The organism is Flavobacterium sp. DG2-3, assembly GCF_030730925.1.
GTDB lineage: Bacteria > Bacteroidota > Bacteroidia > Flavobacteriales > Flavobacteriaceae > Flavobacterium.
Genome location: NZ_JAVAMB010000010.1, coordinates 131968 through 155297 on the forward strand (window position 1 = coordinate 131968; position 23330 = coordinate 155297).

Here is a 23330-nt window from a genome sequence, read left to right on the forward strand (position 1 = left end):
AAAAACAAAAGCATTTAGCAAACGCGTAGAAGCTTTTGTTTTTAGGGTCGGGCTTTCCACTATAATCTTTTTGTTTTTAAAGAAAAAACAAAAAGGATTTCCGTTGCAATCCCTCACGCATACTCGGTTAAATCGAGTTTAGTGAAAATAATTCAAAATTTATAAGTCATAATTCATAATTAATACATACATTTGCAGCCTTAACGAGAGGAGGTGTCTATATTATGTTAATTATACCAATTAAAGACGGAGAAAATATCGATAGAGCATTAAAGCGCTATAAAAGAAAATTTGATAAAACAGGAACTGTTCGTCAATTAAGAGCACGTACTGCTTTTATTAAGCCTTCTGTTATCAAAAGAGCTCAAATCCAAAAAGCGGCTTACATTCAAGGCTTGAAAGATAGTTTAGAAAGTTAGTATTAGCTTTTCGAAAATAATTACCGTTAGTGGTCAAAATGTTTTAATTTTGATGCTAACGGTTTTTTTATGCTTAATTTTTAGATTCAATGAAAACGAACAAAGAAGCTTTTTCAGATTATCTTTTATTAGAAAAGAAGTATTCTTCACATACGGTTGGGGCTTACTTAAATGATATAATGTCCTTTGAGCTGTTTCTGAAAGAATCTTTTGATCAGGAAAATGCTGATTTGGTAAATTATAGTCAGGTGAGAAGTTGGATTGTTTTTTTGGTTGATCAGAATATTTCAAATGTGTCTATTAATAGAAAAATGGCTTCTTTAAAAGCTTTTTATAAATTTCTTTTAAAGACCAAACAGATTGAAATTAATCCGATGCTGAAGCATAAATCTTTAAAAACGCCAAAAGTAATTCAGATTCCTTTCTCAGAAAAAGAATTGCAAGATTTGCTTACAGTAATAGATGTGCCTGTTGGTTTTGAAGAAATTCGGGATAAGCTTATTGTGGAGATGTTTTATGTTACAGGAATGCGTCGGGCGGAGCTGATTCACTTGATGATTAAAAATGTAGATCGCTCAAATAATACAATTAAAGTTTTAGGGAAAAGAAATAAAGAACGCATTATTCCAATCTTGCCAATTATTGCAGATCAAATTGACTTATATATTAAAGAAAGAGATGGTTTGGAAAGTGTGGCAGATTATGACTATTTTTTTGTTTCGAAAAAAGGGTTAAAATTGAGTGAATCTTTTGTTTATCGTTTAATAAATTCATACTTTAGTAGGGTCTCAGAAAAGGTAAAAAAAAGTCCGCATGTGCTTCGGCATACTTTTGCAACTCACCTATTAAACAATGGGGCAGATTTGAATTCAGTTAAAGAATTGCTAGGGCATTCTAGTTTGGCGTCTACTCAGGTTTATACTCATAATAGTTTGGCGGAACTTAAAAAAGTGTATAGAGGTGCGCATCCAAGAAATAAATAGCAGTTCTAAATGTTAACCCTAAAATTTTTATTATGAAGGTAGATGTTCATGCAGTTAATTTTACTGTCGACAGAAAATTGGTCGATTTTATCCAGGAAAGAATGGGTAAGCTAGAGAAATACTACGATCGAGTGGTTTCATCAGATGTTTTTTTGAAAGTGGAAAGAACGAGTGATAAAGAGAATAAGATGGTGGAGATAAAGATTAATGTTCCTGGTGATGATTTTCTGGTAAAAAAACAGTGTAAAACATTTGAAGAGGCGGTTGAGCTTTCGGCAGAATCGTTAGAACGTTTACTTGTAAAAAGGAAGGAAAAAATTAGAGCACACATTTAATTGAAATTTTTTTTAAAAAATGTTTTGATTAAAAGATAAAATAGCTACATTTGCAGTCCGTTAGAAATAGCGGACTTTTTTAATGTATTCGCCGATGTAGCTCAGCTGGCTAGAGCAGCTGATTTGTAATCAGCAGGTCGTGGGTTCGAGTCCCTCTATCGGCTCAGAAAATTTCAAATACGATTTGAAATTGGTTCTTTAAAATAATGGAATCATAAATTATTAGGGGAGATACTCAAGCGGCCAACGAGGGCAGACTGTAAATCTGCTGTGTGAACTTCGCAGGTTCGAATCCTGCTCTCCCCACAAAACAAGAAGTCGAGATTTGGTATTGTAGATTTTGGAAGAAAAATCTGAAATCTAAATTCTGAAAATCTAAAATCAGAACTCTCTGCCGGTGTAGCTCAGGGGTAGAGTGCTTCCTTGGTAAGGAAGAGGTCTCGGGTTCAAATCCCGACATTGGCTCAAGTAAGTAGGAAATTGAAAATTAATATATAACTAAGATTAAAAATTAAGTAAAATGGCAAAGGAGAATTTTAATCGTTCCAAACCGCACTTAAACATAGGTACAATTGGACACGTAGATCACGGAAAAACTACATTAACTGCTGCAATTACAAAAGTATTGTCAGATGCTGGTTACTGTCAAGCAAAATCGTTTGATCAAATCGATAACGCTCCAGAGGAGAAAGAAAGAGGTATTACTATTAATACATCACACGTAGAGTACGAAACTGCTAACCGTCACTACGCTCACGTTGACTGTCCAGGTCACGCGGATTACGTAAAGAACATGGTTACTGGTGCTGCTCAAATGGACGGTGCTATCTTAGTAGTTGCTGCTACAGATGGTCCAATGCCACAAACTCGTGAGCACATCCTTTTAGGACGTCAGGTTGGTATTCCAAGAATCGTTGTTTTCATGAACAAAGTGGATATGGTTGATGATGCTGAGTTATTAGAGCTTGTTGAAATGGAAATTAGAGATTTATTATCTTTCTACGAGTATGATGGAGATAATGGTCCTGTAGTTCAAGGTTCTGCTTTAGGAGGATTAAATAATGATCCAAACTGGGTACCTAAAATTATCGAATTAATGGAAGCTGTTGATGCTTGGATCGAAGAGCCAGTACGTGACGTAGCTAAACCATTCTTGATGCCAGTTGAGGACGTATTTACAATTACAGGTCGTGGAACTGTTGCTACAGGTCGTATCGAAACTGGAGTTGCTAACACTGGAGATCCTGTTGAAATCATTGGTATGGGAGCTGAAAAATTAACTTCTACTATTACAGGAGTTGAGATGTTCCGTAAAATCCTTGATAGAGGAGAAGCTGGAGATAACGTAGGTTTATTGTTAAGAGGTATTGATAAAGCTGATATCAAAAGAGGTATGGTTATTATTAAGCCAGGTTCAGTAAAACCACACGCTAAATTCAAAGCTGAGGTTTATATCTTGAAAAAAGAAGAAGGTGGACGTCACACTCCATTCCACAATAACTACCGTCCACAGTTCTACGTACGTACAACTGACGTAACAGGAGTTATTTCTTTACCAGCAGGTGTAGAGATGGTAATGCCAGGTGATAACTTAACTATCGAGGTTGCTTTATTAAGCCCAATCGCTATGAACGTAGGTTTACGTTTCGCTATCCGTGAGGGTGGTAGAACAGTTGGTGCTGGTCAGGTAACTGAAATCGTAGAGTAATTCTATTAAAATAAATAAAAAGCCAGTTGATTCTTAATTGAAACAACTGGCTTTAATTACGGGCGTAGTTCAAGGGTAGAATAGCGGTCTCCAAAACCGTTGATGGGGGTTCGAATCCCTCCGCCCGTGCAATAAAAAATATATCAAATGACAAAAGTTACTAATTATTTATCAGAGGCTTTCGAAGAGTTAAAGTCAAATGTTACTTGGCCATCTTGGGCTGAAGTTCAAAAATTGACAATTGTTGTGGCTGTATTTTCGATTTTATTCGCTTTGGCAACATGGGGAGTAGACGAATTTTTTGCAAAAGCTTTGGCTGGATTTTTTAACTGGTTAAAAGGATAATTTTTTTGTGATGGCAGATAATAATGTGAAAAAATGGTACGTAGTTAGAGCGGTTAGTGGTCAAGAGAATAAAGTGAAAGCTTATATCGAGACTGAGATTGCGAGATTAGGTATGGAGGATTATGTTTCTCAGGTTTTGGTTCCTACTGAAAAAGTAGTTACTGTAAAAGATGGGAAAAAATCATCTAAGGATAAAGTGTATTTTCCTGGATATGTTATGATCGAAGCTAACTTGGTTGGTGAGATTCCTCATATTATTAAGTCAATTACTAGTGTTATTGGATTTTTAGGAGAGACAAAAGGCGGAGAACCTGTTCCTTTGAGACTTTCTGAAGTAAACCGTATGTTAGGTAAAGTAGATGAGTTGGCTGTTAATACAGATACTCGTTCTATTCCATTTAGCGTTGGAGAAACGGTTAAGGTTATTGATGGACCATTTAACGGATTTAACGGATCTGTTGAGAAAATCAATGAAGAAAAGCGTAAGCTTGAGGTAATGGTTAAGATTTTCGGAAGAAAGACTCCATTAGAGTTAAGCTTTATGCAAGTAGAAAAAGTATAATTTTTTGTTACACTATAATAAACCATTGTAATCGCTTCCATTGATTACAGTGTTAAATTTTTTAAAAATGGCTAAAGAAATTAGTAAGGTAGTTAAACTACAAGTTAAGGGAGGTGCTGCGAACCCGTCGCCACCGGTTGGACCTGCTTTAGGAGCTGCTGGGGTTAACATCATGGAGTTTTGTAAGCAATTTAATGCTAGAACTCAAGATAAACCTGGCAAAATTTGTCCAGTGCAAATCACTGTGTACAAAGACAAATCATTTGATTTTGTTGTTAAGACTCCTCCAGCAGCAGTTCAGTTAATGGAAGCTGCAAAGCTAAAATCTGGTTCTGGTGAGCCTAATCGTAAAAAAGTAGCTAGCGTTACTTGGGAACAAATTAGAACTATTGCTGAAGACAAAATGCCTGACTTAAACGCTTTCACAATCGAGAAAGCTATGAGTATGGTTGCTGGAACAGCTAGATCTATGGGTATAACTGTATCAGGAGATGCTCCTTTTTAATTAAGAAAAAGAAATGGCAAAATTAACAAAAAAGCAAAAAGAGGCTGCTTCAAAAATTGAAAAGAACAAATTATACTCTTTAAAAGATGCTGCGGCATTAATTAAAGTTGTTGCTTCTGCAAAATTTGATGAGTCTGTTGATATCGCAGTTCGTTTGGGTGTTGATCCAAGAAAAGCGAATCAAATGGTTAGAGGTGTAGTTACATTACCTCACGGAACAGGAAAAGACGTTAAAGTATTAGCATTGGTTACTCCAGACAAAGAAGCGGAAGCTAGAGAAGCAGGAGCAGATCACGTTGGTCTTGACGATTACTTACAAAAAATTAAAGACGGTTGGACAGATGTTGATGTGATCATTACTATGCCTGCTGTTATGGGTAAATTAGGTCCATTAGGTCGTATTTTAGGACCTAGAGGTTTAATGCCAAACCCTAAAACAGGTACAGTAACTATGGATGTTGCTAAAGCTGTTCAAGAAGTTAAAGCTGGTAAAATTGACTTTAAAGTTGATAAAACTGGTATCGTTCACGCTGGTATTGGTAAAGTTTCTTTCGGAGCTGAGCAAATCGTTGAGAACGCACACGAAATTATTCAAACATTAATAAAACTTAAACCAACTGCTGCTAAAGGTACATACATTAAAGGTATTCACCTTACAAGCACAATGAGTCCTGCTATTGCATTAGACCCAAAAGCAGTATAATTGGTAGTTAAAAATTTTTAGTATGACTAGAGAAGAAAAATCAATCGCGATTGAAAATTTAACTGCGCAGTTAGCTGGTACAAATATCATTTACATTTCTGATATTTCTGGTTTAAACGCAGAGACAACTTCAAACTTACGTAGAGCTTGTTTTAAAGCAGGTATCAAATTAGAGGTTGTAAAGAACACTTTGCTTGCAAAAGCAATGGAAGCTTCTGATAATGATTATGGTGATTTACCTACAGTTTTATCTGGTAACAGTGCTATCTTCATTTCTGATGTTGCTAACGCACCTGGAAAAATCATTAAAGATTTCCGTAAGAAATCTGATAAACCAGTTTTAAAAGGAGCTTACATCAATTCTGAAGTATATATTGGAGATAATCAGTTAGATGCATTAGCTACAATTAAATCTAAAGAAGAGCTTATTGGAGAAATCATTGGATTATTACAATCTCCAGCTCAAAGAATTATTTCTGCTTTACAAAACAAATTCGCTGGAAGCGAAGAAGAAGGAGCAGAGTAATCAACGTAAGGGAGCTTGCTTCCTTATTGCTTAATTAGCGCACAATAATTAAATTATATTTTTTACACAAATCATTTTAAACGATAGAAAAAATGGCAGATTTGAAACAATTCGCAGAACAATTAGTTAACTTAACAGTTAAAGAAGTTAACGAATTAGCAACAATATTAAAAGATGAGTACGGAATCGAGCCTGCTGCTGCTGCTGTAGTAGTTGCTGCTGGAGGTGGAGACGGTGCTGCTGAAGAAGCACAAACTGAATTTACAGTTGTATTGAAAGATGCAGGAGCTTCTAAATTAGCTGTTGTAAAATTAGTTAAAGAATTAACTGGTTTAGGTCTTAAAGAAGCTAAAGATGTAGTTGACGGTGCTCCAAGCAACGTTAAAGAAGGTGTTTCTAAAGAAGAGGCTGAAGGTCTTAAAAAATCTTTAGAAGAGGCTGGAGCTACTGTTGAGCTTAAATAATTAAACTCAGTTTAAGAACTAGGTTTAGGTCTTGGGTTAACACTCAAAGGCCTAAACCATTTTTCGTATAATAAAATATATATCAAGTTTTATTATCCCATAGTTTAAAATACGAAAAAGTTTTAGATCAATACGAAGAAAGAAAATTGAACTTTATTTAAATTTTAATTTTTAAAGATGTATTGATTATAATAAGAAAGTATAGATTAAACAGTGTGTATTTACACAAAAAAAATTACTTTTTTTTAATCAAAATTTTGTCCATTGATGATAACAAATCAGACTGAAAGATTGAATTTTGCCTCTACAAAAAATATCCCTGATTATCCAGACTTCTTGGATGTACAGGTTAAATCTTTTAAAGATTTCTTCCAATTAGAAACGAAATCTGACGAAAGAGGCAACGAAGGGTTATACAACACCTTCATGGAAAACTTTCCAATCACAGATACAAGAAACAACTTTGTATTGGAATTCCTAGATTATTTTGTTGATCCACCACGTTATACAATTCAAGAATGTATAGAGAGAGGTCTTACTTATAGTGTGCCATTAAAAGCTAGGTTGAAACTATACTGTACAGATCCAGAACACGAAGATTTTGAAACGATTGTACAAGATGTTTATCTTGGAACAATTCCTTACATGACTCCAAGCGGTACTTTTGTAATCAATGGTGCTGAACGTGTAGTAGTATCTCAATTACACCGTTCTCCAGGAGTTTTCTTTGGACAGTCATTCCACGCAAATGGAACTAAACTTTATTCTGCAAGAGTAATTCCTTTTAAAGGTTCTTGGATAGAATTCTCTACAGATATTAACAGCGTAATGTACGCTTATATCGATAGAAAGAAAAAATTACCTGTAACAACTTTATTCCGTGCTATCGGATTCGAAAGAGATAAAGATATCTTAGAAATTTTCGACTTAGCAGAAGAAATTAAAGTTTCTAAAACAGGAATTAAAAAATATATTGGAAGAAGACTTGCTGCGCGTGTTTTGAACACTTGGCACGAGGATTTCGTAGATGAAGATACTGGAGAGGTAGTTTCTATCGAGCGTAACGAAATCATCCTTGATCGTGATACAATTATCGACAAAGATAATGTTGAAGAGATCATCGATTCTAACGTTAAATCTATTTTGTTACACAAAGAGGATAATAACCAAGCAGATTATGCTATTATCCACAACACGTTACAAAAAGATCCAACTAACTCTGAAAAAGAAGCTGTAGAGCACATTTACCGTCAGTTGCGTAACGCTGAACCGCCTGATGAGGAAACTGCTCGTGGTATTATAGATAAATTGTTCTTCTCTGACCAACGTTACAACTTAGGTGAAGTAGGTCGTTACAGAATGAACAAAAAATTAGATTTAGATATCCCTATGGATAAGCAAGTGCTTACTAAAGAGGATATCATTACAATCGTTAAATATTTGATCGAATTAATCAACTCTAAAGCAGAGATTGATGATATCGATCACTTATCAAACCGTCGTGTTAGAACAGTTGGTGAACAATTGTCTCAACAATTCGGTGTTGGTTTAGCACGTATGGCTAGAACTATTCGTGAGAGAATGAACGTTAGAGATAACGAGGTGTTTACACCAATCGATTTGATCAATGCTAAAACATTATCTTCGGTTATCAACTCTTTCTTTGGTACTAACCAGTTATCTCAATTTATGGATCAAACGAATCCACTTGCTGAGATTACACACAAAAGAAGATTATCTGCACTTGGACCAGGTGGACTTTCTAGAGAAAGAGCTGGTTTCGAGGTTCGTGACGTTCACTACACGCACTACGGACGTTTATGTCCAATTGAAACTCCAGAGGGACCAAACATTGGTTTGATTTCTTCTCTTGGTGTTTACGCGAAAGTAAACGGAATGGGATTCATTGAAACTCCTTACCGTAAAGTTACTAACGGTGTAGTTGATTTAGAAAGTACTCCAATCTACTTAAGTGCAGAAGAAGAAGAAGGAAAAATGATTGCTCAGGCAAACATTGAAATGGATGAAACTGGTAAAATTACAGCTAGCAACGTTATTGCTCGTGAGGAGGGTGACTTCCCAGTTGTTGAGCCAAATGTAGTTCATTATACAGACGTTGCACCGAACCAGATCGCTTCGATTTCTGCATCTTTGATTCCTTTCTTGGAGCATGATGATGCGAACCGTGCGTTGATGGGATCGAACATGATGCGTCAGGCGGTTCCTTTGATCCGTCCTGAAGCTCCGATTGTTGGTACAGGTTTAGAGCGTCAAGTTGCTTCTGACTCAAGAGTATTGATTAATGCTGAGGGTCATGGTACTGTAGAATACGTTGATGCTAATATCATTACTATTAAATACGACCGTACTGAAGATGAAAGAATGGTTAGTTTTGATGCTGATGAGAAAACATACAACTTAATTAAATTTAGAAAAACAAACCAAGGAACAAGTATCAACTTGAAACCAATCGTAAGAAGAGGTGACAGAGTTGTTCCTGGACAAGTATTATCAGAAGGATATGCTACTCAAAATGGAGAATTAGCTTTAGGTAGAAACTTAAAAGTTGCGTTCATGCCATGGAAAGGGTACAACTTCGAGGATGCGATTGTAATTTCTGAAAAAGTAGTTCGTGATGATATTTTTACTTCTATCCACGTTGATGATTATTCATTAGAGGTTAGAGATACTAAGTTAGGAAACGAAGAGTTAACAAACGATATTCCTAACGTTTCTGAAGAGGCTACTAAAGATTTAGATGAAAACGGTATGATCAGAATTGGAGCAGAGGTTAAGCCTGGCGACATTTTGATCGGAAAAATTACACCAAAAGGAGAATCAGATCCAACTCCAGAGGAGAAATTGCTTCGTGCAATCTTCGGAGATAAAGCTGGTGATGTAAAAGATGCTTCATTGAAAGCTTCTCCATCTTTACATGGTGTAGTTCTTGACAAAAAATTATTTGCAAGAGCCGTAAAAGATAAACGTAAACGTACTCAAGATAAAGATGCTTTAGGAGCTCTTGAAATGGAATTCGAAACTAAATTTGTTGAATTAAAAGACAGATTAGTAGAGAAATTATTCTTGATCGTTAACGGAAAAACATCTCAAGGTGTAATGAATGATTTGGGTGAAGAAGTTTTACCAAAAGGTAAAAAATATACTCAAAAAATGCTTTACGCAGTAGAAGATTTCGCTCACTTAAGTAAAGGTCAATGGGTTGCTGATGATGCTACTAATAAAATGGTTAATGATTTAATTCATAACTATAAAATTAAGCTGAACGACTTACAAGGAGCTTTAAGAAGAGAGAAATTCACTATTACAGTTGGAGATGAGTTGCCATCTGGTATCTTAAAATTAGCGAAGATTTATATTGCTAAGAAACGTAAGTTGAAAGTAGGGGATAAAATGGCAGGACGTCACGGTAACAAAGGTATTGTTGCAAGAATCGTTCGTCATGAAGATATGCCTTTCTTGGAAGACGGAACGCCAGTTGATATCGTGTTGAACCCACTTGGGGTACCTTCACGTATGAACATTGGTCAGATCTATGAGACTGTTCTTGGATGGGCTGGTATGAACTTGGGTAGAAAATTTGCTACTCCAATTTTCGACGGTGCTTCTCTAGACGAGATCAATGCTTTGACTGATGAGGCTAACGTACCACGTTTTGGACATACTTACCTATTTGATGGTGGAACTGGAGAGCGTTTTGCACAAAAAGCAACTGTGGGTGTAATTTACATGCTTAAATTAGGACACATGGTTGATGATAAGATGCACGCACGTTCTATCGGACCATACTCGTTGATTACTCAACAGCCACTTGGAGGTAAAGCTCAATTTGGAGGTCAGCGTTTTGGAGAGATGGAGGTTTGGGCACTTGAGGCTTATGGAGCTTCTAGTACACTACGTGAAATCTTAACTGTTAAGTCTGATGACGTTATTGGTAGAGCTAAAACTTACGAGGCTATCGTTAAGGGTGAAACTATGCCAGAACCAGGCTTGCCAGAATCATTCAATGTATTAATGCACGAATTGAAAGGTCTAGGATTAGATCTTCGTTTGGAAGAATAATAAAAAGTTTTGTAATCGGTCCCGATAAAAATCGGGACTGATTACTCATTTATATAAGTTTTTAAAGATTTATACCCGTAACCCGTTCCGATTTTTCATATACATTATATGACTAGCGCTTCAAATTAGATTTGAGGTTTAGAGAAGTAACCCGAGGTAGTAGCTGAATGATTAACTCTTTATTTTTTAAAGAGTAGATTATAAATCTAAAATCAATTTTTTAATTGCAAATAAATCAATAGTAAAAACTATGATGAATAACAGAAACAATAAAGATAAAAATCCAGTAAAAAGATTTAACAAAATCTCTATTGGATTGGCTTCACCAGAATCTATCCTTAAAGAATCAAGAGGAGAGGTTTTAAAGCCGGAAACAATTAACTATAGAACTCACAAACCAGAGCGTGATGGACTTTTCTGCGAAAGAATCTTCGGACCAGTAAAAGACTTCGAATGTGCTTGTGGTAAGTATAAAAGAATTCGTTACAAAGGTATTATCTGTGACCGTTGTGGTGTTGAAGTTACTGAGAAAAAAGTACGTCGTGATAGAGTAGGACACATCAACCTTGTTGTGCCAATTGCTCACATCTGGTACTTCCGTTCTCTTCCAAACAAAATTGGTTATATCCTTGGTCTTCCATCTAAGAAATTAGATATGATCATTTACTACGAAAGATATGTAGTAATTCAAGCTGGTATTGCTAAAAATGCAGATGGAGAATCATTACAAAGATTAGATTTCTTAACTGAAGAAGAATACTTAAATATTTTAGATACTCTTCCACAGGAAAACCAATATTTAGATGATTTAGATCCAAATAAATTTGTTGCCAAAATGGGAGCAGAGTGTATCATGGATTTATTAGCTCGTATTGATCTTGATGCATTATCTTATGAATTGAGACACAGCGCTAACAACGAAACATCTAAACAAAGAAAAACTGAGGCTTTAAAAAGATTACAAGTTGTAGAATCTTTCCGTGAGTCTAACGAAAACCGCGAAAACCGTCCAGAATGGATGATTATGAAAGTGGTTCCAGTTATCCCGCCAGAATTACGTCCACTTGTACCACTTGATGGAGGTCGTTTTGCAACTTCAGATTTGAACGATTTATATCGTCGTGTAATCATCCGTAACAACCGTTTGAAAAGATTAATGGAGATTAAAGCTCCAGAAGTTATCTTAAGAAACGAGAAACGTATGTTACAAGAATCTGTAGATTCATTATTCGATAACACACGTAAAGCTTCTGCTGTTAAAACAGAATCTAACAGACCATTAAAATCATTATCTGACTCATTAAAAGGTAAACAAGGACGTTTCCGTCAAAACCTTTTAGGAAAACGTGTGGATTATTCTGCTCGTTCGGTAATCGTCGTTGGTCCTGAGTTAAAATTATATGAGTGCGGATTGCCAAAAGATATGGCTTCTGAATTATACAAACCTTTCGTAATCCGTAAATTGATTGAAAGAGGTATTGTTAAAACAGTAAAATCTGCTAAGAAAATTATTGACAAAAAAGAGCCAGTAGTTTGGGATATCCTTGAAAATGTAATTAAAGGTCACCCAGTATTACTTAACCGTGCTCCTACTTTGCACAGACTTGGTATTCAGGCATTCCAACCAAAATTAATTGAAGGAAAAGCGATCCAGTTGCACCCATTAGTATGTACGGCATTTAACGCCGATTTCGATGGTGACCAGATGGCGGTTCACTTACCATTAGGACCAGAAGCTATTTTAGAGGCGCAATTATTAATGTTGGCTTCTCACAATATCTTGAACCCTGCAAATGGTGCTCCAATTACCGTACCTTCTCAGGACATGGTCTTGGGTCTATACTATATGACCAAAGAGCGTATTTCTACAGAAGATCACAAAATTATTGGTCAGGATTTGACTTTCTACTCTGCTGAAGAAGTAAACATTGCATTAAACGAAGGAAGATTAGAATTGAATGCTCGTGTGAAAATTAGAGCAAAAGATTTTAATGACGCTGGAGAATTAGTGTATAAAATTATCCAAACAACTGCTGGACGTGTATTATTTAACGAAGTAGTACCTGAAGCAGCTGGATATATCAATGACGTATTGACTAAGAAAAACCTTAGAGATATTATCGGACACATTTTAAGCGTGACTGATGTACCTACAACGGCAGCTTTCTTGGATAATATGAAAGATATGGGGTATAAATTCGCATTTAGAGGAGGTTTATCATTCTCTTTAGGTGATATTAGAATTCCAGAACAAAAAACTAAATTGATTGCAGATGCTAGAGAACAAGTTGAAGGTATCTCAACCAACTATAACATGGGTCTTATTACCAATAACGAGCGTTACAACCAAGTTATTGACGTATGGACTTCTGCGAATGCTCAGTTAACAGAGTTAGCAATGAAAAATATTAGAGAAGACCAGCAAGGTTTCAACTCTGTATATATGATGCTTGACTCTGGGGCGAGGGGTTCTAAGGAGCAGATTCGTCAGTTAACAGGTATGCGTGGTTTGATGGCTAAGCCTAAAAAATCTACTGCCGGTGGTGGTGAGATTATTGAAAACCCGATTCTTTCTAACTTTAAGGAAGGTCTTTCGATCCTTGAGTACTTCATTTCTACTCACGGTGCTCGTAAAGGTCTTGCGGATACGGCTCTTAAAACGGCCGATGCTGGTTACTTGACAAGAAGGCTTCATGACGTTTCTCAGGATGTTATTGTAAACATCGAAGACTGTGGAACTCTTAGAGGTGTTGAAGTATCTGCATTGAAGAAAAATGAGGAAATCGTTGAATCATTAGGAGAGAGAATTTTAGGACGTGTTGCATTGCAAGACGTTATTAATCCGCTTACTAATGAAGTAATGGTTCAATCTGGTCAGCAAATTACTGAAGCAATTATGAGAACTATCGAAGCTTCTCCAATTGAAAAAGTAGAGGTTAGATCTCCATTAACTTGTGAAGCTACAAAAGGTATTTGTGCAAAATGTTACGGTAGAAACTTAGCTACTGGTAAGATGACACAAAGAGGTGAAGCTGTCGGAGTTATTGCAGCTCAGTCTATTGGTGAGCCAGGTACACAGTTGACACTTCGTACGTTCCACGTTGGAGGGGTTGCTGGAGGTATCTCTGAAGAGTCTAGTATTGTTACAAGATTCAACGGTAGATTAGAAATTGAAGATTTAAAAACAGTAAAAGGAGAAGACGGAGAAGGAAATTCTGTTGATATCGTAGTTTCACGTTCAACTGAGTTGAAATTGGTTGACGAGAAAACTGGTATTGTTTTAAATACACATAACATTCCTTACGGATCTAGTATTTTTGTTAATGACGGAGACACTGTTGCTAAAGGAACTGTAATCTGTAAATGGGATCCATATAACGGTGTAATTGTTTCTGAGTTTACTGGTAAGATTGCTTACGAAGATTTAGAGCAAGGACAATCGTTCATGGTTGAGATCGATGAGCAGACTGGTTTCCAAGAAAAAGTAATTTCTGAAGCTAGAAACAAAAAATTAATTCCAACTTTATTGGTTTACGGTAAAGAAGGAGAATTGATTCGTTCATACAACTTACCAGTAGGTGCACACTTAATGGTTGAGAATGGTGAGAAAATTAAAGCAGGTAAAGTATTAGTAAAAATCCCACGTCGTTCTTCTAAAGCAGGCGATATCACGGGAGGTTTACCAAGAATTACTGAGCTTCTTGAGGCTCGTAACCCTTCTAACCCAGCGGTTGTATCTGAAATTGATGGTGTTGTATCTTTCGGTAAAATCAAAAGAGGTAACCGTGAGATCGTTATCGAATCTAAATTTGGTGAGATTAAAAAGTATTTAGTTAAACTTTCTAGCCAAATCTTAGTACAAGAAAATGACTTCGTAAGAGCGGGAGTTCCATTGTCTGACGGTGCAATTACACCAGATGATATCTTAAGAATTCAAGGTCCAGCTGCTGTACAACAGTACTTGGTAAATGAGATTCAAGAGGTTTACCGTCTTCAAGGAGTAAAAATCAATGATAAACACTTTGAGGTAGTTATTCGTCAAATGATGCGTAAAGTAAGAGTTCAGGATCCAGGTGATACCTTATTCTTAGAAGACCAATTAATTCACACTAAAGATTTCATCGTTCAAAACGATAAATTATATGGTATGAAAGTGGTTGAAGATGCTGGAGATTCTTCAGTATTGAAACCAGGTCAGATTATTACGCCTCGTGAATTACGTGATGAGAATTCATTATTGAAACGTACAGATAAAAATCTTGTTGTAGCAAGAGATGTAATCACTGCAACTGCAACGCCAGTTCTACAAGGTATTACAAGAGCTTCGTTACAAACTAAATCATTCATTTCTGCGGCTTCATTCCAGGAGACAACGAAAGTACTTAACGAAGCTGCAGTAGCTGGTAAAGTAGATGATCTAGAAGGATTAAAAGAAAATGTAATTGTTGGACACAGAATTCCTGCGGGAACTGGTATGAGAGAATACGATAACACTATCGTAGGATCTAAAGACGATTATAACGAAATGATGGCTAATAAAGAAGAATACATTTATTAATTAGGAAACTATGAGTAATCCGAAACAACAGCAAGAGCAAATTAATATTGAGTTAGATGAAAGCATCGCAGAAGGAATTTATTCTAATCTTGCGATCATCAACCACTCATCATCAGAGTTTGTTTTAGATTTTGTGAGCATTATGCCCGGTATTCCTAAGGCCAAGGTAAAGTCAAGAATTGTCTTGACACCACAACATGCTAAAAGATTATTGCGTGCAATAGGTGAAAATATCCACAGATTTGAGGCAGCTCATGGCGAAATCAAAGAAACGGAACAAGCACCAATTCCGCTTAATTTTGGTCCAACTGGACAAGCATAAATTTTAAAGCCCCTTTTTAAGGGGCTTTTTTTTGCTACTGCATAGTTAAGAATGCAGTTTGTCTGATTTAATTTACTTTAATCGACTAAATTTCTTTTCAGTAAAGTATTATTTTAAATTGGTGTTGCCTAAAAAAGATTGAATTTTGAAATATAATGACTTAGTAAAGGTTGATTTAATTCAAGTTATAAAAAAGCGCTAATTCTGTTAGCGTTTTTTTTATGCTTTTAAATTTTAGTATAAAATTTTTTCTGCTTTCTTCCCAACCTTTTAATTGAAAATGCACTCTATATAAGTAAATGATCTGCGAAAGATCTTTAACTTAAAAAGATGCGCCATGAAAAAGAAATTCACCTTAGAAATAGCAAGCCCATGTTCTGAAAACTTTGATAAAATGATTCCAAATGCAAATGGTTCATTTTGTAATTCCTGCATGAAAAATGTAATTGATTTGAGTAAAAAAACGAATTCTGAAGTAGCTAAATTCATTTCAGAAAACAAAAACAGAAACATTTGTGCGAGATTGAAAACAACACAGCTAGAAGAAGAATTTCAATTTAATGAAACGTCTAAAATTGCTAATTTGAAATATGCGGCCGTTGCGGCTTCTATTTTGTTAGCATCAAATGTAAGTGGACAAGAAAAAGCAACTGTAGAAACAGAAATGAGAGTTCAAAAGCCAGCTCATTATACAGTTGGGAAAGTTGCTTATGTTCAAAATGAAGAGGAGCAGTCTATCTTTGTAAAAGGTAAATTACTTGAAGCCAAAACCAACAAACCTTTCGACAGAAAAATATATCGAAATCTTTCGATTTCCATTAATGGATCAAAAAGTAATATAAAAATGGATTCGAAAACTGGTGAGTTTTTAATTCCGATAGTAGTTGCAAAGGATTCTAAGACATTTGAAGTTACCATTACCGCTGACGATTATTATTTATCAAAAACAATCGATTTTGATATAACTAAGATTAAAGATAATGTATTGGTAAAAAATATAATTATCTCGGCAGATGAACTTTCAAGGATTTATATCGCTGGAGGATTAGGCATTAATTATATTCAAGAGAAAAGAACTAAAGAAATTTAGATTGAATCAATAATAAAAAAGGCTGTTTAAAATTCATTAAACAGCCTTTGTATTTTTATAAAAGAAAAAATTAATCAAACTCAGATGTAAAATATAATTTCACACTTGGGTATTTACTTTGTGTCATCTGGATTGTAAAATCAGAATCGGCTAAGAATACCAATTGACCGTATTTGTCGTGAGCAAGGAATTTTTGCTTGATACGCTTAAATTCTTTGAACTCTTCATTTTTAGAATCATCTGGTTTTACCCAACACGCTTTATGAACTGGGAAATTCTCGTAAGTACATTTTGCCCCATATTCGTGCTCTAAACGATATTGGATTACCTCGTATTGAAGTGCTCCAACTGTTCCGATAACTTTACGGTTGTTCATTTCTAAAGTAAATAACTGAGCAACTCCTTCGTCCATTAACTGATCGACTCCTTTTTCTAATTGCTTAGCCTTCATCGGGTCAGCATTGTTAATGTATCTAAAGTGTTCTGGAGAGAAACTCGGAATTCCTTTAAAGCTCATGATTTCGCCTTCTGTTAAAGTATCTCCAATTTTAAAGTTTCCAGTATCGTGTAAACCAACAATATCACCAGGATAAGAAATGTCTACAATTTCTTTTTTCTCAGCAAAAAACGCATTCGGGCTTGAGAATTTTAAATTTTTCTTCTGACGAACGTGGTAATAAGGTTTGTTTCTTTCAAAAGTTCCCGAAACGATTTTAATAAATGCTAAACGGTCACGGTGTTTCGGATCCATGTTGGCGTGGATTTTGAAAACAAATCCCGTCATTTTTTCTTCGGTAGGCTCAACGGTACGAGTTTCAGAATCTTTTGCTCTAGGCGAAGGAGCAATTGTAATGAAACAATCTAACAACTCGCGAACTCCAAAGTTATTCAATGCAGAACCAAAAAATACAGGCTGAATTTTTCCGTCTAAATAATCCTGACGATCAAATTTTGGATATACTTCATCAATTAATTCTAATTCTTCACGAAGTTTAGCTGCGGCTTTTTCGCCTACAATTTTATCCAATTCTGGATTATTCTGAACATCAGAAAAAGCAATTGTTTCTTCTATATTTTTACGGCTGTCTCCGCTAAAAAGATTAATGTTTTCTTCCCAAAGATTGTAAATTCCCTGAAAATCGTAACCCATTCCGATAGGGAAACTTAATGGTGTAACTTTTAAACCTAGTTTTTGTTCTACTTCATCCATTAGATCAAAAGCATCTTTACCTTCACGGTCTAATTTATTGATGAAAACAATCATCGGAATATTACGCATTCTACAAACCGAAACCAGTTTTTCAGTCTGTTCCTCAACCCCTTTTGCAACGTCAATCACAACGATTACACTATCAACGGCTGTTAAAGTTCTAAATGTATCTTCAGCAAAATCCTTGTGTCCTGGAGTATCAAGGATATTGATTTTTTTATCTTTATAATTAAAAGCAAGAACAGAGGTAGAAACCGAAATACCTCTTTGGCGTTCGATTTCCATGAAATCAGATGTTGCTCCTTTTTTAATCTTATTACTTTTTACCGCACCAGCTTCCTGAATTGCACCTCCAAATAACAATAATTTCTCGGTCAATGTTGTTTTACCGGCATCGGGATGCGATATAATTCCAAATGTTCTTCTGCGTTGTATTTCTTTTAAAAAGCTCATATTTTGTATAAATAGGTTGCAAAAGTACTATTAATTACGGCTTAATAAAAATATTCAGTTCGCAAATTGAATGTTGAAAATAGTAGCAGCTAATTTGGAAAAGTTTTTTGCCACGAATTGCACGAATTTCACTAATTATTGTTTTGCAAAAAAATCAATCCGAATTTTATAGCTATCTTTAGTAGTGAAAAGTAAACGTAAAGAATTTGTACTAATAATTATTTTAGACAGAGAAAAAAATTAGTGAAATTCGTGCAATTAGTGGCTAAAAAAAAACACAATCTTGGCAAAAATAAAAAGCTGCTCTCGAAAGAACAGCTTTTAGAAATAGTCATTTTAAATTACTGATTAATTGACCAAACTGAATATCCTTTTGGAGGACATTGTATTTTTACCCATTTGTCTGCTTGAGTTGTTGGGTACCAAGAGGAGTTTCCTGTAAAATCTTTAATTTGTGTGTTAGCCCAATTGGTCTGAATCCATCTTTCTTGCCAAACATCTGAATTGTTGATGTAAACTACTAAACCTGGATTTCCGTTATAACCATTTCTTCTCGCTACATACTCGTCGTTATCAGAATATAAAATAGAAGTTGTTCCAGTTGCTTTATTGTTGTGAATCCAAATAAGATTGTTTAATTTATTTTTGTCTAACCATTCTTCATAATCTCTGTAAAAGATAGTAGGATAGCCTTCGTGAGTTAATATATAGGAGTAAGCTAACATTTTACTGTAAATCTCATCTGTATCATGATTGGTTACAAAAGTTACCGCTTTATACGGATTTCGCTTCCACATCATATCATCATTCAAAAGTGCAAGATTATTTCCATCAAAAGCATCATTCATTTTATAATAACAAGCAAAATCAAAAACAGAACTGTTTGCATTGTTTGCCCAATCATTTAATACATTCACATTAGAATCCCATAATTCTCCAACAGAAAATCCGCCAACATTTGCATTCCATGCATTTACTACCCATGCACCAAAACCTTTTACATAATCAAATCTCCATCCGTCAAATTTCATAGTGTTTTTATAATATTTTCCAACTCCGTCAGCTCTAAGCCAAAGCCAGTTTTGAACATTTGGGGCAGCGTGGCATAAATCTGGAAAACCTCCAAAAGATCCTTCGTCATTATTTCCGTAACTATTTTTGTAAAAATCATTATAAGTACGAGGAAATTTACCAGAAGCAACTCCTGTGAAATTAGTCCAAGTATTTGTTCCAGTAAACGGATTCGCTTCAGATTGGCCACCGCTGTTGTGGTTGATTACAATATCTGCATATACTTTTATGTTTTCGGTATGTGCGGCAGTAATTAAATTTACTAACTCTGTTTTAGATCCAAATCGGGTTTCTGTAGTACCGTTCTGGTTGTAATCTCCAAAATCAAAATAATCTGTTGGGTCATATCCCATAGAAAAAGCTCCGTTTTGCGCTTTTGAAGCAGGAGGTAGCCAGATAGAGCCAATTCCAGCATTTCCCCATGCAGTTACTTTGCTGCTAACAGTATTCCACCAAGTTCCCCCAGCAGGAACATCCCAATAGAAAGCTTGCATCATAACACCTCCGCCAGGATTATCTACATATTTTCCAGTAGAAGAAGTAGAAACTCCTGTACTAAAAGGTTTTCCGTCGTGGTGTGTAACATCAATAACTTTAAATTGTTTACTTTCAGCTTTTGTGTCCGATTCGCTGATTTCATTTGTAGAACACGAATACAGCAGTCCAGTAAATGCCGTAATAAGGCATAACTTAAAAATAGGTTTTTTCATAATAGATGTGGTTAAGTTAAATAGTTGTTTTTGTAATTGTTAAAATTCAAGCTTTAAAATGCAGATATTACTATTTTTTGATTATGAAAATTATTAATTACGCATCTAAAGTAATTTTTTTTTGATTTAATTTTAATTTGTAAGAAAATAGTTTGTTGCGAAAACGTTGTAGTGTTAAGAACTTTTTATTATGATGCTTATAATTAGGTTTTTATTTTATCTGAAATTTAAATTTTCAAAGCAACTATAAAGTTGTATTTCATTGAATTGAGAAAATCAAAATAGATGATTTTATCTAACGAAATAAAACTATCCTATAATTTTATGTTAATAGTATATCGGATAGTTGGATTATGTAATTGAATTGTTATTTTTGTTCGTTATAAGTTACGAAAGAACTATACTTTAATTATTTATGTTTAAGTTCAGCATCAATAATTTTAGAAGGATTATCTAAAACAGGCTTACATTCAAATAAAAATTAAAATAATGCTATTAAAAAAATTACAGCTAAAAACAATTGATTTCAAGTTTGCACTACCAATTTGTTTTTTTCTTTTTTTTACTCCAATTATCTCAGCGCAAGAAATTATTCCTGATGTTGTTGCTCAAAAACCAGTAGAAACTCCTTCTGGCGGAAAATTGAAAATTGACGGAATTATTGCGACAGTTGGAGATTACATCGTTTTAGATTCTGATATCGATAAAGGATTTTTGGAAATTACTGCACAAGGCGGATCTATTAAAGATATTACAAGATGCCAAATGCTTGGTAAACTTCTAGAAGATAAATTATACGCACATCAAGCCATTCAGGATAGTATTATTGTGAGTGATGCCGAAGTTAGAGGTATGATGGAAGATCGTCTTAACTATATGACGCAGCAAGTTGGTGATATCAATAAAGTAGTAGAATACTATAAAAAAAGTTCTGTAGAAGAATTTAAAACTTATTTTGCTGATATCTTAAAGGAGCAAAAGCTAGCTTCTGAAATGAGAGATAAGATTATTAAAGATGTTGAAATCACTCCAGAAGAAGTTCGTAATTTCTTTAAAAAAATACCAAAAGATGAATTGCCAACTTTTGGAGCTGAAATGGAAGTAGCACAAATTGTGGTAGAGCCTAAAATTTCTAAAGAAGACAAACAAAAAGTTATTGATAGATTAAATGCTATAAGAAAAGATGTTCTTGAAGGTTCTAGTTTTGCAACAAAAGCAGTTTTGTATTCTCAAGATCCAGGATCTTCGCCAAACGGAGGTTATTATAAAATGACAAGAAAAACTCCTTTTGTAAAAGAGTTTAAAGATGTTGCTTTTAGTTTGCAGGCAGGTGAGGTTTCAGAACCATTTGAAACTACTTTCGGATACCATATTATTATGGTAGAAAAAATTAAAGGGCAAGAAGTAGAGCTTCGTCATATTTTGATTGCTCCGACAGTTTCTGAGGCGGCTTTAAAAGAAGCTAAAGAGAGAATTACCAATATTAGGAATAAGATAGTTAACAAAGAGATTACTTTTGCTGAAGCAGCAAGAACAGAGTCTGACGAAAAAGAAACTAGAGCAAACGGAGGAACATTGGTTAATCCTACAACTCAAGATACTCGATTCGAATTGACTAAAATGGATCCGACTTTGTATAGCCAGGTTTCAAATTTAAAAGGAGACGAAATTTCTCAGCCACTTTTAAATACAGATGATAAAGGCAAAAAAACATATAAGTTAATTACCGTTACAAACAGAATTGACGAACATACTGCAGACTACGCTAAAGATTATACTAAGATTAAAGAATTAGCATTAAAAGAAAAGCAGATTAACGCAATTGCAAAATGGTTTGATACTAAGATTAAAGATACTTACATCAAAATTATTGGAGAATATAAAGACTGTACTTTTGCAAACAATTGGTTGAAAAAATAAGTTTTAATAAATAAATAAAAAGAGTTAGTTTTATGAATTCATAGAATTAACTCTTTTTAATTTTAAATACATTCATAAATGTCTGACGTAACAGCAATTCACAATTTAGTTCAAAAAAGAAACGAATTAAAAAAAGAAATAGCGAAAATCATTGTAGGGCAGGACGCCGTTGTAGATCAAATTTTACTTTGTATATTTTCTGGAGGACACGCACTTTTAATTGGAGTTCCAGGTTTGGCAAAAACCTTAATGATAAATACTTTGTCTCAGGCTTTGGGGCTAGATTTTAAAAGAATTCAGTTTACACCAGATTTAATGCCTTCTGATATTTTAGGAAGTGAAATTTTGGATGAAAATAGAAATTTCAAATTCATTAAAGGGCCAATTTTTTCTAATATTATTTTGGCTGACGAGATCAACAGAACACCGCCAAAAACGCAAGCAGCTTTGTTGGAAGCCATGCAGGAAAGATCGGTTACGATTGCGGGACAACATCATAAATTAGATTTGCCTTATTTTGTTTTAGCAACTCAGAACCCAATTGAGCAAGAAGGAACTTATCCGTTGCCAGAAGCGCAATTGGATCGTTTTATGTTTGCTATTAAATTAGAATATCCAACTTTTGAAGAAGAAGTTCAAGTAGTAAAACGAACAACTTCTGATGTTAAAACAGAGATTAATCCTTTGTTTAGTGCGCAAGAAATTATCGATTTTCAGCATTTAATTCGCAGAATTCCTGTCGCAGATAATGTTATCGAATATGCGGTGACTTTAGTAAGTAAAACGCGTCCAGATAATAGTTTAACTACAGATTTTGTGAAAAACTATTTGGATTGGGGAGCAGGACCAAGAGCTTCGCAGAATTTAATTTTGGCAGCAAAAGCACACGCGGCTTTTAATGGGAAATTTTCGCCAGATATTGAAGATGTTCAAGCCGTTGCAACGGGTATTTTGAGACATAGAATTATTAAAAATTACAAAGCAGATGCTGAAGGAATAACGGAAGAAGTTATTATTAAAAAATTAATGTAAAATTTAAAAATATTTTTATATAAATCCTGATAATTTATTGTCAGGATTTTTTGTTTTTAGAAGTTAGAAAAACCTTTCTCAACGACGTTTAAAATCTTAACTATAACGTTATAATTACTTATTTAGAAAGATTCTTAGCTAAAATAGAGGTAAAAACTTACTTGCATTATAACATAGAATTTCGACTTTGTTAAAGAAAAGATTTTTAAATGTTAATAATTCATTATTTTAATATTAAATTGATTTATTGATAAAAACAAGCAGTGAAAATCGTTTTTTAGCAATAATAATTTTTGAAAACGCTAGTTCTATTAAATTTTTTTTAATTATCGTC

General features: G+C 34.6%; 18 protein-coding genes and 4 tRNA genes. 20 read left to right on the forward strand and 2 right to left on the reverse strand.

Going from position 1 to position 23330, the window contains the following annotated elements; translation table 11 throughout:
• Nucleotides 1–224 precede the first annotated feature (224 nt).
• The 18 genes from rpsU (at nucleotide 225) to Q9Q97_RS15345 (ending at nucleotide 16600) form a co-directional block, all read left to right on the forward strand.
• Nucleotides 225–419 (forward strand): 30S ribosomal protein S21, encoded by a 195-nt coding sequence (rpsU, locus tag Q9Q97_RS15260; RefSeq protein WP_026730435.1) that lies wholly within the window; start codon nucleotides 225–227, stop codon nucleotides 417–419.
• Nucleotides 420–508: 89 nt separating this feature from the next.
• Nucleotides 509–1402: a tyrosine-type recombinase/integrase gene (locus tag Q9Q97_RS15265; RefSeq protein WP_306158604.1), complete on the forward strand. Its 894-nt coding sequence runs from the start codon at nucleotides 509–511 to the stop codon at nucleotides 1400–1402.
• 32 nt (nucleotides 1403–1434) lie between these two features.
• Entirely contained in the window at nucleotides 1435–1737 is a 303-nt protein-coding gene (gene hpf, locus Q9Q97_RS15270; protein WP_125722466.1) for a ribosome hibernation-promoting factor, HPF/YfiA family, read from the forward strand.
• 90 nt (nucleotides 1738–1827) lie between these two features.
• A tRNA-Thr gene (locus tag Q9Q97_RS15275) sits at nucleotides 1828–1901 on the forward strand.
• A 61-nt stretch (nucleotides 1902–1962) separates the two neighbouring features.
• Nucleotides 1963–2043 (forward strand) — tRNA-Tyr (locus Q9Q97_RS15280).
• A gap of 87 nt (nucleotides 2044–2130) precedes the next feature.
• Nucleotides 2131–2202: transfer RNA gene (locus Q9Q97_RS15285), tRNA-Thr, on the forward strand.
• 55 nt (nucleotides 2203–2257) lie between these two features.
• A complete protein-coding gene (gene tuf, locus Q9Q97_RS15290; RefSeq protein WP_026730432.1) occupies nucleotides 2258–3445 on the forward strand; it encodes an elongation factor Tu in 1188 nt (395 codons plus the stop codon).
• A 58-nt stretch (nucleotides 3446–3503) separates the two neighbouring features.
• Nucleotides 3504–3574 (forward strand) — tRNA-Trp (locus Q9Q97_RS15295).
• Between the two features lie 18 nt (nucleotides 3575–3592).
• Nucleotides 3593–3790: a preprotein translocase subunit SecE gene (secE, locus tag Q9Q97_RS15300; protein ID WP_125722465.1), complete on the forward strand. Its 198-nt coding sequence runs from the start codon at nucleotides 3593–3595 to the stop codon at nucleotides 3788–3790.
• Between the two features lie 10 nt (nucleotides 3791–3800).
• Entirely contained in the window at nucleotides 3801–4352 is a 552-nt protein-coding gene (gene nusG, locus Q9Q97_RS15305) for a transcription termination/antitermination protein NusG (RefSeq protein ID WP_008466925.1), read from the forward strand.
• Between the two features lie 67 nt (nucleotides 4353–4419).
• Nucleotides 4420–4857 (forward strand): 50S ribosomal protein L11, encoded by a 438-nt coding sequence (gene rplK, locus Q9Q97_RS15310; RefSeq protein WP_008466923.1) that lies wholly within the window; start codon nucleotides 4420–4422, stop codon nucleotides 4855–4857.
• Nucleotides 4858–4870: 13 nt separating this feature from the next.
• Nucleotides 4871–5560, forward strand: coding sequence for a 50S ribosomal protein L1 (gene rplA / locus Q9Q97_RS15315; protein ID WP_008466920.1), 690 nt, complete (start codon nucleotides 4871–4873; stop codon nucleotides 5558–5560).
• Nucleotides 5561–5582: 22 nt separating this feature from the next.
• Nucleotides 5583–6086, forward strand: a complete 504-nt coding sequence (gene rplJ / locus Q9Q97_RS15320) for a 50S ribosomal protein L10 (RefSeq protein WP_091492767.1) — start codon at nucleotides 5583–5585, stop codon at nucleotides 6084–6086.
• A 92-nt stretch (nucleotides 6087–6178) separates the two neighbouring features.
• The gene (gene rplL / locus Q9Q97_RS15325; RefSeq protein WP_008466917.1) at nucleotides 6179–6550 is read left to right on the forward strand and encodes a 50S ribosomal protein L7/L12; all 372 of its coding nucleotides are present in this window, start codon (nucleotides 6179–6181) and stop codon (nucleotides 6548–6550) included.
• Between the two features lie 267 nt (nucleotides 6551–6817).
• A complete protein-coding gene (gene rpoB / locus Q9Q97_RS15330) occupies nucleotides 6818–10630 on the forward strand; it encodes a DNA-directed RNA polymerase subunit beta (RefSeq protein ID WP_306158613.1) in 3813 nt (1270 codons plus the stop codon).
• Nucleotides 10631–10880: 250 nt separating this feature from the next.
• Entirely contained in the window at nucleotides 10881–15188 is a 4308-nt protein-coding gene (gene rpoC, locus Q9Q97_RS15335) for a DNA-directed RNA polymerase subunit beta' (RefSeq protein ID WP_306158615.1), read from the forward strand.
• Nucleotides 15189–15198: 10 nt separating this feature from the next.
• A complete protein-coding gene (locus Q9Q97_RS15340; RefSeq protein WP_201998146.1) occupies nucleotides 15199–15510 on the forward strand; it encodes a DUF3467 domain-containing protein in 312 nt (103 codons plus the stop codon).
• 337 nt (nucleotides 15511–15847) lie between these two features.
• Entirely contained in the window at nucleotides 15848–16600 is a 753-nt protein-coding gene (locus Q9Q97_RS15345; protein ID WP_306158617.1) for a hypothetical protein, read from the forward strand.
• Between the two features lie 70 nt (nucleotides 16601–16670).
• Here Q9Q97_RS15345 and Q9Q97_RS15350 read toward each other — a convergent pair whose 3' ends face one another.
• Nucleotides 16671–18263: a peptide chain release factor 3 gene (locus Q9Q97_RS15350; protein ID WP_306158619.1), complete on the reverse strand. Its 1593-nt coding sequence runs from the start codon at nucleotides 18261–18263 to the stop codon at nucleotides 16671–16673.
• Nucleotides 18264–18604: 341 nt separating this feature from the next.
• Nucleotides 18605–20044, reverse strand: coding sequence for an alpha-amylase (locus Q9Q97_RS15355; protein WP_306158622.1), 1440 nt, complete (start codon nucleotides 20042–20044; stop codon nucleotides 18605–18607).
• Between the two features lie 489 nt (nucleotides 20045–20533).
• Here Q9Q97_RS15355 and Q9Q97_RS15360 point away from each other — a divergent pair, with 489 nt between their 5' ends.
• Together Q9Q97_RS15360 and Q9Q97_RS15365 are read left to right on the forward strand one after the other, a co-directional pair.
• Nucleotides 20534–21964 (forward strand): peptidylprolyl isomerase, encoded by a 1431-nt coding sequence (locus Q9Q97_RS15360; RefSeq protein WP_306158624.1) that lies wholly within the window; start codon nucleotides 20534–20536, stop codon nucleotides 21962–21964.
• Between the two features lie 78 nt (nucleotides 21965–22042).
• Nucleotides 22043–22996, forward strand: coding sequence for a MoxR family ATPase (locus tag Q9Q97_RS15365; protein WP_306158625.1), 954 nt, complete (start codon nucleotides 22043–22045; stop codon nucleotides 22994–22996).
• Nucleotides 22997–23330 lie beyond the last annotated feature (334 nt).